Raw genomic sequence first — 13,743 nt, forward strand, 5'->3', positions numbered from 1 at the left:
GTGATGGTGCACTGCGGCACGAGCCGGACGAAGGCGTGCTGCGCGCCGCCGGTGCCGCGTACCGCGCAAGGCTGACCGGGGCGTCCGCCGACCTGCGGGACCTGATCGCGCTGGCACCGCAGCTCACGAACACGGCCTACCGGGAGCTGCTGATCGGCTACGCCTGCGAGGGTGTCGGGCTGTCGTCAGGGCTCGTGGCGGAGGCCCGGCGTCTCAGCAGCTCTTGAAAGTGGGCGCGGGGGCGGCGCCTCGATGTGAGAGGGATGCGTAGTACGCGGGCGGGTCAGGTGGTCGGGTGGGGGCAGAGTGCCCAGGTGATTTTGCCGGGGCCGTTGCGGGGGGTGACGCCCCATTGGTGGGCGGTCAGGGTGTCGATCAGGGTGAGGCCGCGGCCCTGTTCTGCGTCGAGGGGGGCCGGGGTGAGGGTGGGGGTCGCCTCGGTCAGGGGGATGGAGTCGTGGACTTCCAGGCGGACGCCGGCGGGGGTGCGCAGGATGCTCACGCCGGTCTTGCGGCCGGGGGCGGTGGCGTGCTGGAGGGCGTTGGTCATCAGTTCGGTCAGCACCAGGCCGGCGACATCTGCCAGGTCGGAGAGGTCCCAGCGGGCCAGTTGGCGTTCCAGGGAGTGGCGGGCCTGGTGGACGCCGCGGGGGGTGGCGGGCCACAGCACTTGCGCCGGGAGGTAGGTGTCGGTCGTGGTCGCCATTGCTGCGTGCCGCCTCTGGGTGATCGGGTTCTGACGTTCCGTAGGTAAGCGTGCGGCATCGTGCCTACGATCTGTAGGGGTGGGGGATTGCCCTCCCCGACCGGCATCCCGCCGGTTCGCAGGCGTGCCGTCGTAACGCTGTGCATGCAGGTCCGTGCCCTGGCCGACGGCGGTTTCCGGGCTGTTGCCCGGACCCGAGGCAACGGAAGTGGGTGCGTAGTTCGTATGGACGTCAACGGGGACGAGGAGTTGTCGGCTCGCGCCGTCTACCGCAACGAGCTGCTGCGGCAACGGGAACGCAGCGGGTGGACGCTCGCCGAGCTGGCCGAGCGCACGAAGTACGACGCCTCGTATCTGCAACGGCTGGAGACCGGCGGGCGGTTGGGGTCCGTGGACGCCGCCGGTGTCCTCGACCGGACCTACGGCACGGGGGATCTCCTTGCCCACCTCTGGCGGCTCGCCAAGCGCGAGGCCGGCGCCAACCGGTACGAGGGCTTCAGCGATGTTGAGGCTGAGGCCACCGGCATCCATGCGTTCAGCCTGAGCACCGTGCCGGGGCTCTTGCAGACGCCCGGCTACGCCGAGGCCTTGCTTCGGCTGGAAGGTCAGGTGAGTGACGAGATACTGACTGGCCAGGTGCGGGCTCGGATGGCGCGACAGGAACGCCTTGCCGGGCCGAAGGCCCTGCAGTACCGCGGCCTGCTGGACGAGTCGGTGATCCGGCGTCCGACCTCTGACCCGCAGGTGTGGGCCGACCAGTTGGCGCGGCTGGTGGAGGCTGCCCAAGAGCCGAACATCTCGTTGCAGATCGTGCCCTTCGGGATCGGTCCGCACGCCCTGGTCTTCAACACCGTCCAACTACTGTGGCTGCCCAGCGGGCGTACGGTCGCCTACTTCGAGAACATCTGGAGCGGCCAACTGGTCCAGGAAATCGAGGACGTGGAGCGGATTCGGTTGGCCTACGATCTGCTGAGGGACAGTGCGCTCTCTACTCGCGACTCCCTCGCACTGATGCGAACCACGCTGGAGGACCACACGTCATGCGAAATTCCGCACCAGATCTGAGCGCCGCCTCGTGGCGTAAGTCGTCGTACAGCGACACGTCGAACCCCGACAGCTGCGTCGAGGTCGCTCCCGGCTTCGACGGCATCGTCCCGGTGCGGGACTCCAAGGACCCGCAGGGGCCTGCGCTGGTCTTTCCGGCCGTGGCCTGGGCCGCGTTCGTCGCCGACGTGAAGGCGGACCGCTTTCCATGGCGAAGGTGACGATCAGCCTGGACAGTGACCTCGCGATCGAGGTCATGCTGCTGGCCGGGACGCGGAGTCCGCAGGACGCGGTCGAGTTGATCGTGCGGGACTACCTGGAGCGCGGGCACCGCACCGAGGCGCGGACCGGGGACACCGCGGACGGGCATCGCGTCGCCGACCGGCGGACCGGGCCGGAGGAAGGCTGACGGGAGCGCGCCGGGACGCGTTCTGTCGTACCCAGGTGCTTCTATGGTCACTCAGGGTCGTTGAGTGAACGCATGGAGTCGCCATGGCAGAGATGTCGCCGCCACCACCGCAGGACTACCGGCCGTCGAAGGGCTTCCGGCGGGAGGTCATGGACGCGGTGACGCCGCGGGCGTCGATCCTGCTGCTCGGGGTGCTGGTGCTGGAACTGGCCTTCATCGTCTCCTACATCGGGGCCTTCCACTCGCCCAAGCCGAGCCGGGTGCCGATCGCCGTGGTCGCACCCGCGGGGGCGCAGGCCGCGCTGGTCGGGAAGCTCAACGCGCTGCCCGGGCACCCGCTGTCGGCGAGGTCGGCGGACAGCGTGGGGCAGGCGCGGGCGATGGTGCTGGACCGGAGTGTGGAGGCCGCGCTGGTGGTCGGGCCTGCCGTTGGGGCCGACCGGCTGCTGGTGGCGACCGCCGGGGGGCCTGCGGGGGCGACGGCCCTGCAACTGGTCTTCCAGAAGGCGGACGGGCCGCGGCGGGTCGTGGTCACCGACCTGCGGGCGCCCAACCCCGCGGACGGGCGCGGGCTGAGCAGCTTCTACCTCGTCGTCGGGGTGATCATCGGCGGCTACCTGGCGTCGGCGGCGCTGGCGATGTCGTTCGGGGCGCGGCCCGCGAACCAGCACCGTACGCTCGTACGGCTCGGCGCGCTGGCCGGTCTGTCGGTGCTGTCCGGGCTCGGGGCGGCGATCATCGCCGACCTCGTCTTCGACGCGCTGCCCAGGCACTTCTGGACGCTGTGGTGGATCGCGGTGCTGATCACCTTCGCGACGGCCGCCGCCGGTATGGCCTTCCAGGTGCTGCTCGGGCCGATCGGGATCGCCCTGTCCGTGCTGATCTTCGTGGTGCTGGGCAACCCGAGTGCGGGCGGGGTGTATCCGGCGTCGCTGATGCCGCCCTTCTGGCGGGACATCGGGCCTGCGCTGCCCAACGGGGCCGGGGTGACGCTGGTGCGCAACTACTCCTACTTCGGCGGGCACGACACCGCGACCGCCTGGTGGGTGCTGGCCGCGTGGGCGGTGGGAGGGGTGCTGGTGGGCGTCCTGGCGTCGCTGCGGCGGCAGGCGAAGTTCGGGGTGATGGGGCCGCCCCGCGCGGAGGAGGGGACGGTCGGTTGAGCGCCTCCACGGCGGCCTGGGCGTCGGCGTCACCGCCCGCTCCCCTCCGGCCCCAGTGGCTCCCCATGGCTCCCACATTGTGGCCCTGCCGGCGGCGGGCGCGGGGCGCTGTGCTCAGAGCCGGTGCGTCAGGACCAGGACCACGATCGCCGTCATGGGCAGGTACGCCAGCCACGTCGCCAGCGTGGCGGCTTTGGTCGACTTGGTGTACGTGAACGTGTACGTGCCCGGCACGATGCTGAGGAAGACCAGCGCCAGGAGCGAGGCAGCCGAGTGGAGGAAGCCGCGCGGTGAAAAGGCGACCAGAACCGCGGCCTGCAGCGAGCACAGCAGGATCGCGACGAGTGCGCGGGCGGTGGCCGCGGGCCAGGACATCGGGTCCTCCGCGATCGGCGGAACCTGCGGCTTGGCCTCCCGCCGGGCCGCCGCTTTGGCGGATTCCTTCGCCACCGCCGCCTCGACATTGCGGCGGTACTCCGCCTCGCTCTCCTCGCCGGCGTCGCCGCGCTTGTCCGCGATGAGGTCGATGACCGACTCCCATTCCGCGGCCCGGACGCGGAGGTAGGCGTGCGTGAAGAAGAGGGAGACCGCGGCGGCGGTGAAATAGGCCCACGCGTGCGGCGGCAGCTCGACCTGGAAGGCGGCCACGACGACCAGCGGCACGGTGATCAGGGGCCGCACCTGCCACCACCCGGGAATCCGGAAGTACGGCGAGCCCAGGCCGAGCTGCGCACCACGGGACCTGGACAGGCGGCGGGTGAAGGCCAGTTGGGCGTACGAGGCGCGGATCGCCACCCGCTGCAGCTCGTGGCCGCGCAGCCAGGCGGGGCTGCGGCTGGTGTGGAAGGACGGCCGCAGCCGGTCGAGCGTGTCGACCCTGCGGTGCCCGGGGAACTCCAGGGAGATCCTGTCCAGGTCCGCGCGGTCCAAGGCGCCGCGGGCGCGGGCGAGTTTGCGCAGCTGGTAGCGGTAGGGGCCGAGGAGCGCGTCCTCGACGCCCTGCCGGACGTCCTCGACGGCCAGGTGGCGTATCGCGAACTCGTCGGCGGCGATCTCCCGTTGCAGGGCCTCGCGGTTGGGGCCGAACGGTTTGGCGACCGTGTAGACGAGTGCGATCAGCACCGCCGTCACCGTGATCGACAGCACGGTCTTCTGGACGAGCATGAACAGCAGGCTGCCGAGGCACACGAGTTGGGCGGCGGGGACGATCTCGTACTCCACGTTGCCCATCGCCGCGCCGGAGGCGTGGCCCAGCTCGTGCAGCAGGCGGAATCTCACGCCCGCCCGCCGCGCCTGGCGGGGGTCGCGGGCCATGCAGACGTAGCTGGTCCCGGCGTAGCTGGTGAAGGTCCGGTCGTCGACCTGGATGCCGTCGCGGGCGCTCGTGACGAAGACCCGCACCCTGACGGGTTCGTCGCTGCGGTGCCGGTGCATCTCCGACCAGGCCTGCGGGCTGACGAGGTAGCGCAGGTCGCTGACCTCGGAGATGCGGAAGCGGGGGTCGGCGAGGCGGAGGGCGGCCCCCTTGGTGTTGCGCAGCGAGATCGCCGCCCAGGCGGCCGACCGCGTCAGGTTCGAGGAGATCAAGCCGATCGACAGTGCCAGCATGCCGGCGTGCGAGGAGAAATTGCGCACCATGAGGATCGTCAGGAACAGCGGCAGCGCGACCCGCTCGACCACGGTCACGGCGTAGGTCGCCGCGGCCAAGAGGGGGACGCGCTCCACGAGACGGAGCAGCAGCAGCGGTAAGTCCGCGGCGAGCGGCATCACGCGGGCCTCGGCGAACCGGGCCGCGCGGCTGCCGGCCGGCTTCGCGTCCGCGGCCGGTGGGGTGGCGGGGGTGGCGTCCCCGCTAGCCGGCGTGCCCGGTGCCATCTGCCGGGCCAGACGTGCCCGCCGGGCCAGACGTGTCCGCCGCGGCCGCCGGGTCCGACGCGTCCGACGCGTCGCGCAGGATCGACTCGGCGACGTCGCCGACCTGTTCGGTGATCTCCTCGGGCAGGTCCCGGCGTTCGGCCTCGGCCACCATCTCGTCGTGGATCTCGCGGCGGGTCGGCGGGCGGCCGGTGCGGGTGCGGAAGCGGTCGTGGAAGGTCAGGCCGAACTCGACGATCCCGGCGGCGGAGCCGAGGAGTTCGATCAGGCCGTAGAAGTCGAAGGGCTCGCCGCCCGCCTCGCGGTGGTACAGCTCGCGGGGGTCCTGCCCGGCGGCCACGGCGTCGGCGATACGGCGGGTGACGTCGTCGCCGACCATGTCGGAGAAGCCGGGCCAGTTGTCGATGACGAGGCGGGCGGTGGTGTCACCGTGGGGCAAGACGGCCTCCGGGCGGGGCGCGCGGCGATTGTGGCAAGCGCATATGTACCCGGCGGGGGTGGGGGGAGAACTACGTACTTGATCGTAGAAATCCGGTCATCCACCGTGTCCAACCCGGCCGTTGGGGCGTGTACGGCGCACCGCGTAGAGGGCGGCGCCGACCGCGGTCACCGCGAGGCCTGACAGGACCGAGGACGCCGGGAGGCTCGCGCCCAGGGCGGCGCAGCCGAGGGCGCCGACGACCGGGACGGCGAGCGGGGGGCGGTGCTCGGCCGGGGTGAGGCGGGTGGCGGAGGCGTTGGCGATGGCGTAGTAGAGGAGTACGCCGAAGGAGGAGAAGCCGATGGCGCCGCGCAGGTCGGTCGTGGCCGCCAGGACGGTCGCGACGGCGCCGACGGCGAGTTCGGCCCGTACCGGCGCGCCGGCGGTGAGGGCGGACAGGGCGTGCGGGAGGTGGCGGTCGCGGGACATGGCCAGCGTCGTACGGGAGACGCCCAGCAGCAGCGCGAGCAGCGAGCCGAGTGCGGCCACGGCGGCGCCGGTGCGGGCCACCGGGGCCAGGCCCGGCGCGCCCGCGGCCCGTACCGCGTCGGCGAGCGGGGCGGTGGAGCGGGCCAGGGCGGCGGGGCCGAGGACGGCCAGCAGGGTGACGGCGACGGCCGCGTACACCAGCAGCGTGATGCCCAGGGCCAGCGGGATCGCTCGTGGGATGGTGCGGGCCGGGTCGCGTACCTCCTCGCCGAGGGTCGCGATGCGGGCGTACCCGGCGAAGGCGAAGAAGAGCAGGCCGGCCGCCTGGAGCAGGCCGTGCGCCGAGGCCCCGGTGCCGGTCGCGGTGAGGCGCCCGGCGTCGGCGTGGCCGCCGATCAGGCCCGCGACGACGCACGCGGCCAGCACGGCCAGCGTCACCGCGACGATCAGCCGGGTCAGCCAGGCGGACTTGCGCACGCCCAGGCAGTTGACGGTGGTCAGGCCGACGACGGCGGCGACGGCGAGGACGCGGGCGTGGCCCGGCCAGGCGTAGTGGCCGACGGTCAGCGCCATCGCCGCGCAGGACGCGGTCTTGCCCGCGACGAAGCTCCAGCCCGCGAGGTAGCCCCAGAAGGGGCCGAGCCGCTCGCGCCCGTAGACGTACGTGCCGCCGGACTCCGGGTGGCGGGCGGCCAGCCGGGCGGAGGAGGTCGCGTTGCAGTACGCCACCACCGCCGCGAGCCCGAGCGCGCCGAGCAGTGCGCCCCCGGCCCCCGCGGCCCCCGCGGCCGGTCCGAACGCCCCGAAGACCCCGGCCCCGACCATCGCGCCGAGCCCCACGACCACGGCGTCCCCGACGCCGAGCCGCCGCACCATTCCCTGTTCCGTCACGGGCGGCATGGTGCCACGTCGAAGTGACGGGACGGTGCCGGGAGGCGGGGCCGGGCGCCCCGCCTCCCGTGCCGGGTCAGAACTGCTGGACGAAGTAGGGCTCCACGGTCATGCGCCCGTTGCCGCGCGCACCGTTCAGCTGGCCGGAGGAGGTCTGCGCGAGGGTGTACCAGGAGTCGACGTAGTCGGCGTCGTTGGTGTACCAGGACGACGGGATCGCCGCCAGGATCGCGTCCACCAGGGGGACGTAGGCGCCCTGGTCGGTGATGGTGAGCAGGGCGTCCGCCAGCGCCTTGGCAAGCGTGGCGTAGTTGGTGTCGCCGTCGTCCTCCATCATCACGACGTCGGCCAGGTTGTACTTGTAGGAGGACCAGTTGGCCAGGATCTGGTTGGGGTAGTAGGTGGTGTGGTCGTTGTCCAGGTACGGCATGTCGACAGTGTCGACCCGCACCTTGCCGTCGAACCCGAAGCCGCTGACGAGCGAGAAGATCTCGGCGTCGCCGAGAATCCACGGCTCCTCGTCGTCGTTGAGGTAGACCGAGTTGATCTTGGTGGTCCAGTAGCCGCCGGTCGTGGCGGTCGTGCTGGTCGCGGGGGCGGAAAGACCGGCCTGGCTGAAGGCCTTGTCCACCTGGGCTAGGCCGGTCGCGGTGGCCTTGGCCACGTCGACGTCCACCACGTAGACGGGCTGCTGCGGCGTCTGCCGGGCGCTGAGGGTGTGGGCGCGGCCCGCGCTGTCGTACGCGGTGACCGCGGCGCCGTTGTCGTCGTCCGCGGCGACCGCGACCAGGGGGGCGGTGTCCGGGGTGAGCGCGGCCTTCATGCTGTCGGCGCCCAGCCGGACCCGCAGCAGCGAACCGGTCTGCGCGCCCAGGCCCTTGGCCGCGGCGATCTTCAGGTCGGCGGCGGTGACCGCGCCGGCGAGCGCGGCGGGCGCGGCGCCGCCCGAGGTGAGGCGGGCCAGGTCCACCTGCCCGGAGCCGAGCGCGGCTGACCGCACCCGGCCGCGCCAGCCGGGGTCCGCGAGGGAGGCGGCGAGGCCGCGCGCGACGGCTGTCTCGGCGGCGGTGACGGGGGAGGCGGCGGAGGTGGCGGTCGTGGTGGGGGCTGCTTGTGCTGAGGGCAGGGCGAGGCCCTGGGCTGCCAGGACGCAGGTGGCGCCGAGTGCGAGGGTGATCGCGGCGCGCTTGCTTGCGGTGAGGTGCACGGGGGGTTCCTCCTGGAGGGGTGCCGGTGCCGCTGGTGAGCGGCGGGGCGGCGGGCGGGGGTTCTCAGGACGGAGCCGATCTATGCGGGTAGACACCCGCACCGCCGCCATCATGGCCGGAACATGCCAAGCCGCACAAGCCACTCCGCCCGACATGGCCGAGCCGCGTACTACTGGCTCGTAACGGCCACCCGCCATGCCTCGCTCAGGCGGCATCCGCGCTGGGCGTGAGGCCGATCGCCGGCTCGGTGTCGAGCGTCCGGGCCGGGCGGCGCAGGCGGGGGCGCGGGTGCGGCGGGGCTGCCCGCGCATGCCGCGAGGGGCGGGCCGGCTGCAGCCGGCCCGCCCCTCGCGGGGGTGGGTCAGACGGTCAGGGGGTCGAGGAGGAGGGGGCGGACGCGGCCCTCGATCATGGCGCCGAGGCCCTGGACGGCCACCACGTCGGGGCGGTCCGCGACGTGCACGGGCATGTCGGTGGCCTGGCGGAGCATCAGGTCGAGGCCGGGCATCAGGGCGGAGCCGCCGGCCAGCATGATGCCGCGGTCGCCGAGGTCGGCGACCAGGTCGGGCGGGCAGTGGCGCAGGACGCCGGTGATGGCGTCGACGACCGCGGTCAGCGGGGTGCGCATGGCGTGCCGTACGCCCTCGGTCTCGACCAGCACCGAGCGGGCCATGCCGCTGACGACGTCGCGGCCATGGACCTCCGTGGTGGGGGTGCCGCCGCTGCCGGGGGCACCGAGCATCTGGTGCAGCGGGCGCACCGACTGGCTCGGCAGCATCAGCTCGTGCGCATTGCGCAGGTGCTGCACCACCGCCCGGTCGATGGCGTCGCCGCCGACCGGCACGGTCTCCGCGGCCACGATGGAACCGAGCGAGAGGACGGCGACCTGCGTGGTGCCCGCGCCGCACACCACGATCATGGTGGCCTCGGGGTGCTCCACCGGCAGCCCGCAGCCGACGGCCGCGGCGATGAGGGTGTCGACCAGTTCGACGCGGCGCGCGCCGAGCCCGTACATCGTCTCGACCGCCGCCCGCCGGGCGATCGGCTCGCTGCCGTGCGGTGTGCACACCGCGGCCCGCATCATCGGGACCCGCAGCCTGCGGCGGCCGAGCTTGTCGCCGAGGATGTGCCGCAGCATCCGCTGGGCCATGGCGATGTCGACCACCGCGCCGCCCGCGACCGGGCGGGCGACGCGGATGTGCTCGGGGGTGCGGCCGGCCATCTGCTCGGCGTTGGCGCCGACCGCGATGAGCGCGCCGGTGCGGATGTCGACCGCGGCCACGCTGGGCTCGTCGGCGACCAGGCCGGTGCCGCGCAGGTAGACCCTGGTGCGTGCGGCACCCAGGTCGACGGCGACGGTGCAGCGGCGGAGCTGGACGAGGGTGGGGTTGCCGGGGGCGCCGATCACCGTGCACTCCCGGACTGCCAGCCGCGCCGGGGGTGGTAGGTGGCCAGCGACCAGATGACGAAGACGTAGATGCCGATCATGATCAGCGACCAGGCGGGTTGGTACGGCAGGAACATGAAGTTGGCCAGCAGCGCGAGCGCGGCGATGGCGATGCCCGCGAAGCGCGCCCACGTGGCGCCCTGGAGCAGGCAGACGCCGACGATCACGGCGATGACGCCGAGGACGAGGTGGATCCAGCCCCAGGCGGTGACGTCGAACTTGTAGACGTAGTCGCCGCGGGTGACGACGTAGACCGAGTCCTTGGCGATGCCGACGATGCCTTCGAGTACCGCCATGACGCCGGCGACCACCAGCAGGATCCCGGCGAAGACCGTGCCGCCCGCCGCCCAGGCGCTGCGGCTGTCGTCGTGGTGCGAGTGGCCCGGTCCTGGGGGCGGCGGCTGCGGGGAGGGGGTGGCTTGGCTCATGGCGGCTCCCGGATCTGAAGCAGGCGGCGGGAGCCGTGCGGATCACCACGAAAGCCTGCAATCGGTGCGAACCCGTACAAAACCCGCCTTGACGACAACATGATGTGACGACCAGTCGGATAATGCGAGCAGGACTGGGCCGTACGGGAGTGCGCCATGCGGGGGTTTCGCGGCCCGGCGGGTGCCGAGGAGGCCGAAAGAGGGGCGGACGCCGGCCCGGTCCGGCGGAGGAGGCGGCCGGCTAGGCCGTGTTTTGGAAGTCCCGCCTGCCCCGCGACGCCTGGCACGCACGCTCGCTGCGTTGTCGGAGTCGTCCGAGCAGGCCCACTACGAGGACGACCCTCCGCCTTGCGATCGCACGCACCGGACGCCGCGGGGCCCGCCCTGTGGGCGGACGGCGCTACTTCCAAAACACGGCCTAGTCCGCGGACTCCAGGCGGAAGCCGAGCTTGAGACCCACCTGGTAGTGGTCGACCTCGCCGTCCACGATGTTCCCGCGTACCTGGGTGACCTCGAACCAGTCCAGGCCGCGCAGCGTCTGCGCGGCCCGGCTGATGCCGTTGCGCAGGGCGGCGTCCACGCCCTCGTGCGACGTGCCGACGATCTCCGTCACCCGGTAGGTGTGCTCGGTCATGGCGGACTGCCCTTCGGTCGGGGTCGGGGGCGCCCCCGGACGTGGGCCGGGGTGCCCTTCCACCGTGCCGCACACCTGGCGGGACCGCACGGCGGCCGATACGCCGGCGACGGCAGCCGACGTGAGTGCGTATCGTCATAAAATGGACAACGTGACGCTCGGCTGGCCCACCGCACTCGTGCGCTGGATACCTGGCGGGATGGTCGCGGGCGGGGTGGTATTCGACCTGGCGACCCCCGAGCCGTACACCGGCGACCCGCTGTTCGCCGGTGGCTGCGTGCTGGCCGGGGCCACCCAGGCGACCCGCGCCACCATGATCACCTTCGGCGCCGCACTGCTGGCGATGCTCGCGCTGACCATGGAGGACAACCGGCTCTACGACCACCGCGGCATCGCCGACCTGAGCAGCGTCGTGCTGGCGGGCGTGATCGCCGTGGCCGTCAACCGCATCCTGCGCCGGCACGGGCGGCGCCTGGCGACCGTACGCGGGGTCGCCGAGGCCGCACAGCGTGCCCTGCTGCCCGACCCGCCGCAGCGCCTCGGCCCGCTGGGCATCGCCGCACGGTACGAGGCCGCCGCGTCCGAGGCGAGGATCGGCGGCGACGTCTACGCCGCCCAGGCGACCCCGTACGGCATCCGGCTGCTCATCGGCGACGTCCGCGGCAAGGGCCTGGGCGCCGTCGGCGCCGTCGGGGTGCTGCTCGGCGCCTTCCGGGAGGCCGCAGACGCGGAGCCCGACCTGCCGCGGCTGGCCGACCGGCTGGACCGGGCGCTGGACCGCCACCAGTCGGGCAGCGGCGGCGAGACGCAGCTGGAGGGCTTCACCACCGGGCTGCTCGCCGAGTTCAGCGCCGACGGCGGCACCCTGCACCTGGTCAACCGCGGCCACCCGCCGCCGTACCTGCTGACCGCCGACGGGTCCGTACGCACCCTGGAACCCTCCGCGCCCGACCTGCCCTTCGGCATGCACGGGCTGGGCGGGGTGCGCTCGGTGCCCGACACGGTGGACGTCCCGCACGGCGCCACGCTGCTGCTGGTCACCGACGGGGTGACCGAGACCCGCGACGCGGCCGGCGACTTCTACGAGCCGCAGGCCCGGCTGCCCGCGCTCGGCCCGCAGGCCGGCCCGCAGCAGGCCGTGGAGGCGCTGCTGCGGGACCTGGACACCTGGACCGGGGGGCGGCCGGGCAACGACGACCGGGCGGTGCTCGCCGTGCGCCGCGACTGACCGGCGCCTGCGGAGCCCCGGCGCTCAGCGGTGCCGGTAGCAGAGGGTGTACGCCAGCTGGGGGTAGTTGTCGGGCTTCCAGGTCGCCCACGCGTCGTTGCCGCAGAACTTGCTGTCGTTGTAGTGCGGGGTGCGGCCGGTGACGATGACGTTGGCGGCGCTGCACTTGGCCGCGTGCAGCGAGGGCTGCGTGGCCGGGCCGGTGAAGTGCATGCACTGGTTCAGCACGGCGTGGCCCGCGTCGTCGGGGTAGACCATGCTCAGGCACAGCGTGACGTCCAGGTCGTCGCGGCCGTAGACGCCGAAGTGCTCGGACCAGTCGTTGTTGCGCAGCCCCTTGCAGCGGCTGCCGTCGGTCGTCCCGGTGATCCGCTTCTGCACGGTGAAGGCGCCGGTCTGGCAGTCCAGCTCGTCCCAGTCGCTGGTGGCGCTGCTGCCGTACACGCAGTCGCCGGCCGCCGCATGGTAGGCGGTGCCGTTCTCGTACTGGTAGCTCAGGCACAGGACCAGGTTCTGCATCGGGTACGACACGTTCCAGTCGTCGCCCTCGACCCGGTCGCAGCCGCTGGTCACCGTGGTGCCCTGGAGGACCTGCACGACCTTGAAGGTCTGCGGTGCGCAGGCGGTCGGCGACAGGTCCGCGGTCTGCGCGGAACCGTAGTTGCTGAAGCAGTCGCCGGTCTGCGCCGTCGCGATCGGGTCGGCCTGCGTCGGCGAGTCCGACGGGGTGGCGGTGTCGCCGGAGTCGGAGTCCGAGTCGTCGCTGCCGCCGCTGCTGCCGGTGCTGCTGCCCCCGTCGTCGGAGCCGTCGACCGAGGGCAGGTCGAAGGAGGGCAGGCCGCTCGGCGTCGCACCCGCGGGTGGCGTCGCGGTGAAGTCGTGGCCGCCCGAGCTTCCCGCGGTCACCGCCAGGACCACGAGCACCGCGAGCGCCACGGCCGTCGCCGCCACCGAGGCGGGCACGTCCTTCCACCACGGCCGCGGCGGCGGTGCCACCAGCTGCGGTACGGCACCGGGCGGTGTGCTCGCGTTCAGCCGGCCCACCAGGTCCTGCAGGGTGGGCCGGGCGGCGGGCCGGGGGTTCAGGCAGTCGGCGACCAGCGGGCCGAGCACCGGGTCGGCGATCTGCGGCGGTCCCGGCTGCCAGCCCTGCCCGCCGGGCGACGGCGGGCGGCCGGTGGCGGCGAAGTGCAGGACCGCGCCCAGGCCGTAGACCGCGTCCGGGTCCTCGCCGCCCGCCCTGCGCGCCACCTGCGCGATCCCGAAGGGCGCCAGCCGCGGCCCCTCGTGCCCCATGACCACCGCGGACGGCTCCAGGCCCACCAGCAGGGTCCCGGCCTGCCGGGCGCCGGCCAGCGCGCCGGTCAGCGCGACGGCCACCTCGCGTATCCGGTCCGGGGGCAGCGGGCCGCCCTTGGCGACGGCCGAGGCCAGCGTCGGCACGTCGGAGTCCGCGGTGACCACCCAGGGCGCGGGGCCCTCGGTGTCGGCGTCGACCGGCAGCACGAAGGGGCCGCCGGTGCGGCGGGCGCCGTCCACGTCGCTGCGGAAGCGGGCGCGGGCCTGCGGGTCCGCCGCCAGGTGCGGGTGCAGCAGCGTGACGGTGACCGTCGCGCCCGCCGGGTGGCGGGCCGCGTAGGCCTGGCCCAGCGCGTCCGCGCCCAGCCTGCCCACCAGCCGGTAGGGGCCGACCTGTGCCGGGTCGCCCGTCGTCAGCGGATCCATCTCGTAACTCCCCCGTCCCGTCGCACCCGTACCCCACGTACTGCGCGTCCATTTGATCGCCGGCCGGCCGACCGG

At 73.3% G+C, this 13,743-nt stretch carries 15 protein-coding genes; 6 read left to right on the forward strand and 9 right to left on the reverse strand.

Translation table 11 applies throughout. The features are described from left to right. Positions 1-35: 35 nt before the first annotated feature. Entirely contained in the window at positions 36-227 is a 192-nt protein-coding gene (locus JT723_RS29380; protein ID WP_205047871.1) for a hypothetical protein, read from the forward strand. A gap of 56 nt (positions 228-283) precedes the next feature. On the opposite strand, the gene JT723_RS29385 is transcribed toward JT723_RS29380, so the two are convergent. Further along, on the reverse strand, positions 284-706 hold the full coding sequence (locus JT723_RS29385) for an ATP-binding protein (protein WP_205047872.1): 423 nt from the start codon (positions 704-706) through the stop codon (positions 284-286). 225 nt (positions 707-931) lie between these two features. Between JT723_RS29385 and JT723_RS29390 the strand changes: the two genes are divergently transcribed. From JT723_RS29390 to JT723_RS29405, 4 genes are all read left to right on the forward strand, one after another. After that, positions 932-1,771 (forward strand): helix-turn-helix domain-containing protein, encoded by an 840-nt coding sequence (locus JT723_RS29390; RefSeq protein ID WP_205047873.1) that lies wholly within the window; start codon positions 932-934, stop codon positions 1,769-1,771. Beyond that, on the forward strand, positions 1,747-1,971 hold the full coding sequence (locus JT723_RS29395) for a DUF397 domain-containing protein (protein WP_205047874.1): 225 nt from the start codon (positions 1,747-1,749) through the stop codon (positions 1,969-1,971). Before JT723_RS29390 ends, JT723_RS29395 begins: the two co-directional genes overlap by 25 nt. Continuing rightward, positions 1,959-2,159, forward strand: a complete 201-nt coding sequence (locus tag JT723_RS29400) for a hypothetical protein (RefSeq protein ID WP_205047875.1) — start codon at positions 1,959-1,961, stop codon at positions 2,157-2,159. The genes JT723_RS29395 and JT723_RS29400 overlap by 13 nt, the downstream gene beginning before the upstream one ends. 83 nt (positions 2,160-2,242) lie before the next feature. Beyond that, positions 2,243-3,322: an ABC transporter permease gene (locus JT723_RS29405; protein WP_240166368.1), complete on the forward strand. Its 1,080-nt coding sequence runs from the start codon at positions 2,243-2,245 to the stop codon at positions 3,320-3,322. A gap of 114 nt (positions 3,323-3,436) precedes the next feature. On the opposite strand, the gene JT723_RS29410 is transcribed toward JT723_RS29405, so the two are convergent. The 7 genes from JT723_RS29410 to JT723_RS29440 form a co-directional block, all read right to left on the reverse strand. Beyond that, a complete protein-coding gene (locus JT723_RS29410; protein WP_205047876.1) occupies positions 3,437-5,197 on the reverse strand; it encodes a hypothetical protein in 1,761 nt (586 codons plus the stop codon). Then, positions 5,175-5,636: a hypothetical protein gene (locus JT723_RS29415; protein ID WP_205047877.1), complete on the reverse strand. Its 462-nt coding sequence runs from the start codon at positions 5,634-5,636 to the stop codon at positions 5,175-5,177. Before JT723_RS29415 ends, JT723_RS29410 begins: the two co-directional genes overlap by 23 nt. A gap of 96 nt (positions 5,637-5,732) precedes the next feature. After that, positions 5,733-7,007 (reverse strand): APC family permease, encoded by a 1,275-nt coding sequence (locus JT723_RS29420; protein WP_205047878.1) that lies wholly within the window; start codon positions 7,005-7,007, stop codon positions 5,733-5,735. Between the two features lie 67 nt (positions 7,008-7,074). Continuing rightward, complete coding sequence (locus JT723_RS29425) at positions 7,075-8,205, reverse strand: DUF3103 family protein (RefSeq protein ID WP_251513009.1); 1,131 nt, start codon at positions 8,203-8,205, stop codon at positions 7,075-7,077. A 362-nt stretch (positions 8,206-8,567) separates the two neighbouring features. Continuing rightward, positions 8,568-9,614, reverse strand: a complete 1,047-nt coding sequence (locus JT723_RS29430; protein ID WP_251513007.1) for a rod shape-determining protein — start codon at positions 9,612-9,614, stop codon at positions 8,568-8,570. After that, positions 9,611-10,081 carry a DUF7144 family membrane protein gene (locus JT723_RS29435; RefSeq protein ID WP_205047879.1) on the reverse strand — a complete coding sequence of 157 codons (471 nt, stop codon included), beginning with the start codon at positions 10,079-10,081 and terminating at the stop codon, positions 9,611-9,613. The genes JT723_RS29430 and JT723_RS29435 overlap by 4 nt, the downstream gene beginning before the upstream one ends. A 418-nt stretch (positions 10,082-10,499) precedes the next feature. Beyond that, entirely contained in the window at positions 10,500-10,715 is a 216-nt protein-coding gene (locus tag JT723_RS29440; protein WP_205047880.1) for a dodecin, read from the reverse strand. Between the two features lie 142 nt (positions 10,716-10,857). On the opposite strand from JT723_RS29440, the gene JT723_RS29445 reads away from it, so the two are divergent. Continuing rightward, positions 10,858-11,943 carry a PP2C family protein-serine/threonine phosphatase gene (locus tag JT723_RS29445; RefSeq protein ID WP_205047881.1) on the forward strand — a complete coding sequence of 362 codons (1,086 nt, stop codon included), beginning with the start codon at positions 10,858-10,860 and terminating at the stop codon, positions 11,941-11,943. Positions 11,944-11,967: 24 nt separating this feature from the next. Here the strand turns inward: JT723_RS29445 and JT723_RS29450 are convergent, their stop codons facing one another. Then, positions 11,968-13,668 (reverse strand): serine/threonine protein kinase, encoded by a 1,701-nt coding sequence (locus JT723_RS29450; RefSeq protein ID WP_205047882.1) that lies wholly within the window; start codon positions 13,666-13,668, stop codon positions 11,968-11,970. Between the last annotated feature and the right edge of the window lie 75 nt (positions 13,669-13,743).

Origin of the sequence: Actinacidiphila bryophytorum (genome assembly GCF_016916835.1) — a bacterium.
In the GTDB taxonomy this organism is placed as follows: Bacteria; Actinomycetota; Actinomycetes; order Streptomycetales; family Streptomycetaceae; genus Actinacidiphila; species Actinacidiphila bryophytorum.

What these genes read in the sequence shown, in the direction of transcription:
- JT723_RS29385 (WP_205047872.1), bottom strand. Translation starts at nt 706, where the DNA reads ATGGCGACCACGACCGACACCTACCTCCCGGCGCAAGTGCTGTGGCCC.
- JT723_RS29390 (WP_205047873.1), top strand. Translation starts at nt 932, where the DNA reads ATGGACGTCAACGGGGACGAGGAGTTGTCGGCTCGCGCCGTCTACCGC.
- JT723_RS29395 (WP_205047874.1), top strand. Translation starts at nt 1,747, where the DNA reads ATGCGAAATTCCGCACCAGATCTGAGCGCCGCCTCGTGGCGTAAGTCG.
- JT723_RS29400 (WP_205047875.1), top strand. Translation starts at nt 1,959, where the DNA reads ATGGCGAAGGTGACGATCAGCCTGGACAGTGACCTCGCGATCGAGGTC.
- JT723_RS29405 (WP_240166368.1), top strand. Translation starts at nt 2,243, where the DNA reads ATGGCAGAGATGTCGCCGCCACCACCGCAGGACTACCGGCCGTCGAAG.
- JT723_RS29410 (WP_205047876.1), bottom strand. Translation starts at nt 5,197, where the DNA reads ATGGCACCGGGCACGCCGGCTAGCGGGGACGCCACCCCCGCCACCCCA.
- JT723_RS29420 (WP_205047878.1), bottom strand. Translation starts at nt 7,007, where the DNA reads ATGCCGCCCGTGACGGAACAGGGAATGGTGCGGCGGCTCGGCGTCGGG.
- JT723_RS29435 (WP_205047879.1), bottom strand. Translation starts at nt 10,081, where the DNA reads ATGAGCCAAGCCACCCCCTCCCCGCAGCCGCCGCCCCCAGGACCGGGC.
- JT723_RS29440 (WP_205047880.1), bottom strand. Translation starts at nt 10,715, where the DNA reads ATGACCGAGCACACCTACCGGGTGACGGAGATCGTCGGCACGTCGCAC.
- JT723_RS29445 (WP_205047881.1), top strand. Translation starts at nt 10,858, where the DNA reads ATGGACAACGTGACGCTCGGCTGGCCCACCGCACTCGTGCGCTGGATA.
- JT723_RS29450 (WP_205047882.1), bottom strand. Translation starts at nt 13,668, where the DNA reads ATGGATCCGCTGACGACGGGCGACCCGGCACAGGTCGGCCCCTACCGG.